At 29.8% G+C, this 3,255-nt stretch carries 5 protein-coding genes; all 5 read left to right on the top strand.

The genetic code is table 11. The annotated features are described in order from the left end of the window. Positions 1 to 185: 185 nt before the first annotated feature. Positions 186 to 767: a GTP cyclohydrolase I FolE gene (folE, locus tag NSA58_RS17800; RefSeq protein WP_039679889.1), complete on the top strand. Its 582-nt coding sequence runs from the start codon at positions 186 to 188 to the stop codon at positions 765 to 767. Positions 768 to 788: 21 nt separating this feature from the next. Continuing rightward, entirely contained in the window at positions 789 to 1,580 is a 792-nt protein-coding gene (gene folP / locus NSA58_RS17795) for a dihydropteroate synthase (protein WP_039679890.1), read from the top strand. A 2-nt stretch (positions 1,581 to 1,582) separates the two neighbouring features. Next, the gene (folB, locus tag NSA58_RS17790; protein WP_039679891.1) at positions 1,583 to 1,948 is read left to right on the top strand and encodes a dihydroneopterin aldolase; all 366 of its coding nucleotides are present in this window, start codon (positions 1,583 to 1,585) and stop codon (positions 1,946 to 1,948) included. Further along, positions 1,941 to 2,444: a 2-amino-4-hydroxy-6-hydroxymethyldihydropteridine diphosphokinase gene (folK, locus tag NSA58_RS17785; protein ID WP_039679892.1), complete on the top strand. Its 504-nt coding sequence runs from the start codon at positions 1,941 to 1,943 to the stop codon at positions 2,442 to 2,444. Before folB ends, folK begins: the two co-directional genes overlap by 8 nt. Before the next feature lie 176 nt (positions 2,445 to 2,620). After that, positions 2,621 to 3,255 (top strand): MATE family efflux transporter (locus NSA58_RS17780; RefSeq protein ID WP_257560763.1); only part of this gene is annotated, 635 nt, incomplete at its 3' end.

The raw sequence follows: 3,255 nt of genomic DNA, 5'->3' as shown, positions 1-3,255 counted from the left end.
TAAAAATGTATTATCTAATTAATGATATTTGGTTACCAAAAGATAAAAAGTTATTAAAATCTTTAAAAATGCAAGATCCTACATTATATAAATTAATATGTAATGTTAGTGGATTTAATAAATATAAAAAAATAATAAAAGTAACAGATTATGTTTTTAGAAACTTGTAAATTGGGAGGAGAAAAATGGGGGAAAAAAGAACAGTTGATAAGCCTGCCATAGAAAAGGCAGTTAGAGACATATTGATAGCTATAGGGGAAGATCCTGATAGAGAAGGGTTGATAGGTACACCAGATAGAGTGGCAAGAATGTATGAAGAAATATTTAGTGGACTTCATGAAGATCCAAGACAACATCTAAAAGTTTTATTCAAAAACGAAAACCATGAGGAAATGGTAGTAGTAAAAGACATACCTTTTTATTCAAGTTGTGAACATCATTTAGTACCATTTTTCGGAAAGGCGCATGTTGTGTATGTACCAAAGGATGGAAGACTTACAGGGTTATCTAAATTAGCAAGAGTAATTGAAACTTTTGCTAGAAGACCTCAATTACAGGAAAGAATTACAAAGGAAACTGCAAATATTATAATGGAAGAATTAGAACCTTACGGAGTAATGGTTGTGGTAGAAGCTGAGCATATGTGCATGACCATGCGTGGTGTAAAAAAACCAGGAAGTAAGACGATAACTTCTGCAGTTAGAGGAATTTTTGAAACAGACGCCCTAGCTAGAAGTGAAGCAATGAGTTTAATAAAATTTGATTAATAATATATAGGGAGAAGATTTATGTTTGAATATGGCAAAAAAACTTACATAATGGGAATTTTAAATGTAACTCCAGATAGTTTTTCTGATGGAGGTAACTATACAAATGTAGAAATAGCAGTTAAACATGCTAAAGAAATGGTTGAAGAAGGGGCAGACATAATAGATGTAGGAGGCGAATCCACTAGACCAGGTCACAAATTTGTTTCTGCTGAAGAAGAAATAAAAAGAATAGCTCCTGTTATAAAAGTACTTAAAAATAATATAGATGTACCTATATCTATAGATACTTACAAATCTCAAGTAGCCGAAGAAGCTTTGAAGCTTGGAGCTGATATGGTTAATGATGTTTGGGGATTAACTTATGACGAAGACATGGCAACTGTTATTAGTAAATACGATGCATCTGTTTGTATAATGCATAATCAAGAAGGAACGAATTATGAAAAAGATATAATGGAGAGTATAAAAGAATTTTTACAAAATAGTATAGATAAAGCTTTAAAAGCAGGAGTTAAAAAAGAGAATATAGTTTTAGATCCGGGTATAGGATTTGGAAAAACTTTTGAACAAAATTTAGAAGTATTAAAAAGATTGAATGAACTTAAAACTTTAGGATATCCAGTTTTACTTGGAACTTCAAGGAAATCAGTTCTAGGAAATATAGTTGGCGGAGAGCCGAGAGAAAGAATAGAGGCTACAGTTGCAACTACAGTTTCTGGAATAAGAGATGGAGTAGAGATAGTAAGGGTTCATGATGTAGCAGAAAATTTACAAGCTGCAAAAATTGCAGATAAACTATATAGGGGTTAATTATGGATAAGATAATTTTAAGTAATTTAGGATTTTATGCATATCACGGAGTTTTGGAAGCAGAAAAAGTTCTAGGACAAAAGTTTTTTATAGATGCAGAACTTCTCCTTGATACAAAAGAAGCAGGAAAAAGTGATGATTTGACTAAATCTGTTAGTTATGCAGATGTATATGAAATAATAAAAGACATAACAGAAAATAAAAGATTTGATTTAATAGAAGCTTTGGCAGAGACAATTGCAAAGGAAGTTTTAGATAGTTACAGTATGATTCAATCTATCATGGTTAGAGTTAAAAAACCAGAAGCACCTGTAAGTGGAAATTTTGATTATTTTGCAGTTGAAATTAGGAGAGGTAGAAATGAATAAAGCTTACTTAGGTCTGGGAACTAATATTGGAGATAGAGAAGGGTATTTAAGACAAGCTTGTGAAATACTTCAAAACCATACTCAAATTAATATATTAAAAATATCAAATGTATATGAAACAAAAGCATGGGGATATACAGAGCAAGCTGATTTTCTTAATATATGTGTTGAAATAGAAACGGAACTATCTCCAGGAGAATTATTAAAAGTCTGTCATCTTATAGAGGAAGAGCTAAATAGGGTGAGAGTGATAAGGTGGGGACCTAGAACTATAGATGTGGATATTTTATTTTTTAATAATATGATAAGTGATGATGAAAGTTTAACACTACCACATCCAAGAATAAAAGAAAGAGCTTTTGTGCTAATTCCACTTATGGATTTAAATGAAGAATTAAATATTGATAATAAACATATATCTTATTATCTTTCAAAATTAAGTAAAGAAGAAAGAGATGAGGTTAAAGAAGTTAGTATTAATATAGAAGTTTTATAGTATAGGTTTAAAGAATAAAAATCAAAAGCTATATAAAAATAAAGGTCTAGTTTACATATTTTGTGTGAATTAGGCTTTTTTTATGTGAAGGGTATTTTTAATTTTGTTATTGAAGTTCGGGGAAGGTAGTGCTACAATTCTTATAACCCCATAGGGGGGATATGAGGAGGAGTATTATGGCGTATTTAGTTAAAAATAAAAATAACATAATTACTATTACTACATTGGCTATTCCTGTAATTATAGAGAATATACTTCAAACTTTACTTGGAACTGTTGATACTTATTTTGCGGGACAAATCAGTGATAAAGCTATTGCAGCTATAGGTGTGACTAATTTGATTATGAATGTATTTATTGTGTTTTTTACTGCTATTAGTGTAGGAACAAGTGCAGTTGTTGCAAGAAATTTTGGAAGAGAAGAAATGAATAAGGTTAAAGAAGCAACTACTCAGTCAATCTTTTTAGGAATTATAATAAGTTTAATTGTAGGAATAATTAATATATTATTTTATGAACCGATTTTAAAAATATGTGGTGCAAGACATGAAATTTTAAATCTTGCCACACCTTATTATTTAGTTGTTGTAGTTCCAATTATTTTTTTGTGTTTATCTTTAATTTTATCCAGTTGCTTAAGAGCTACCAAGGATACAAAAACACCAATGATTGCTACGGCTTTTGCAAATATATTAAATATAATATTAAACATACTTTTTATAAATATGAATATGGGAATTGTAGGTTTAGCTTTGGCAACAACAATTTCTAGATGTATGAATGTTGTAATATTATTAATCAAGTTAAAAAT

Source organism: Terrisporobacter muris, assembly GCF_024621905.1.
Lineage (GTDB): Bacteria > Bacillota > Clostridia > Peptostreptococcales > Peptostreptococcaceae > Terrisporobacter > Terrisporobacter muris.
The sequence above is the reverse complement of the archived record's forward strand: the minus strand, read 5'-3'. Positions and strand labels throughout refer to the sequence as shown.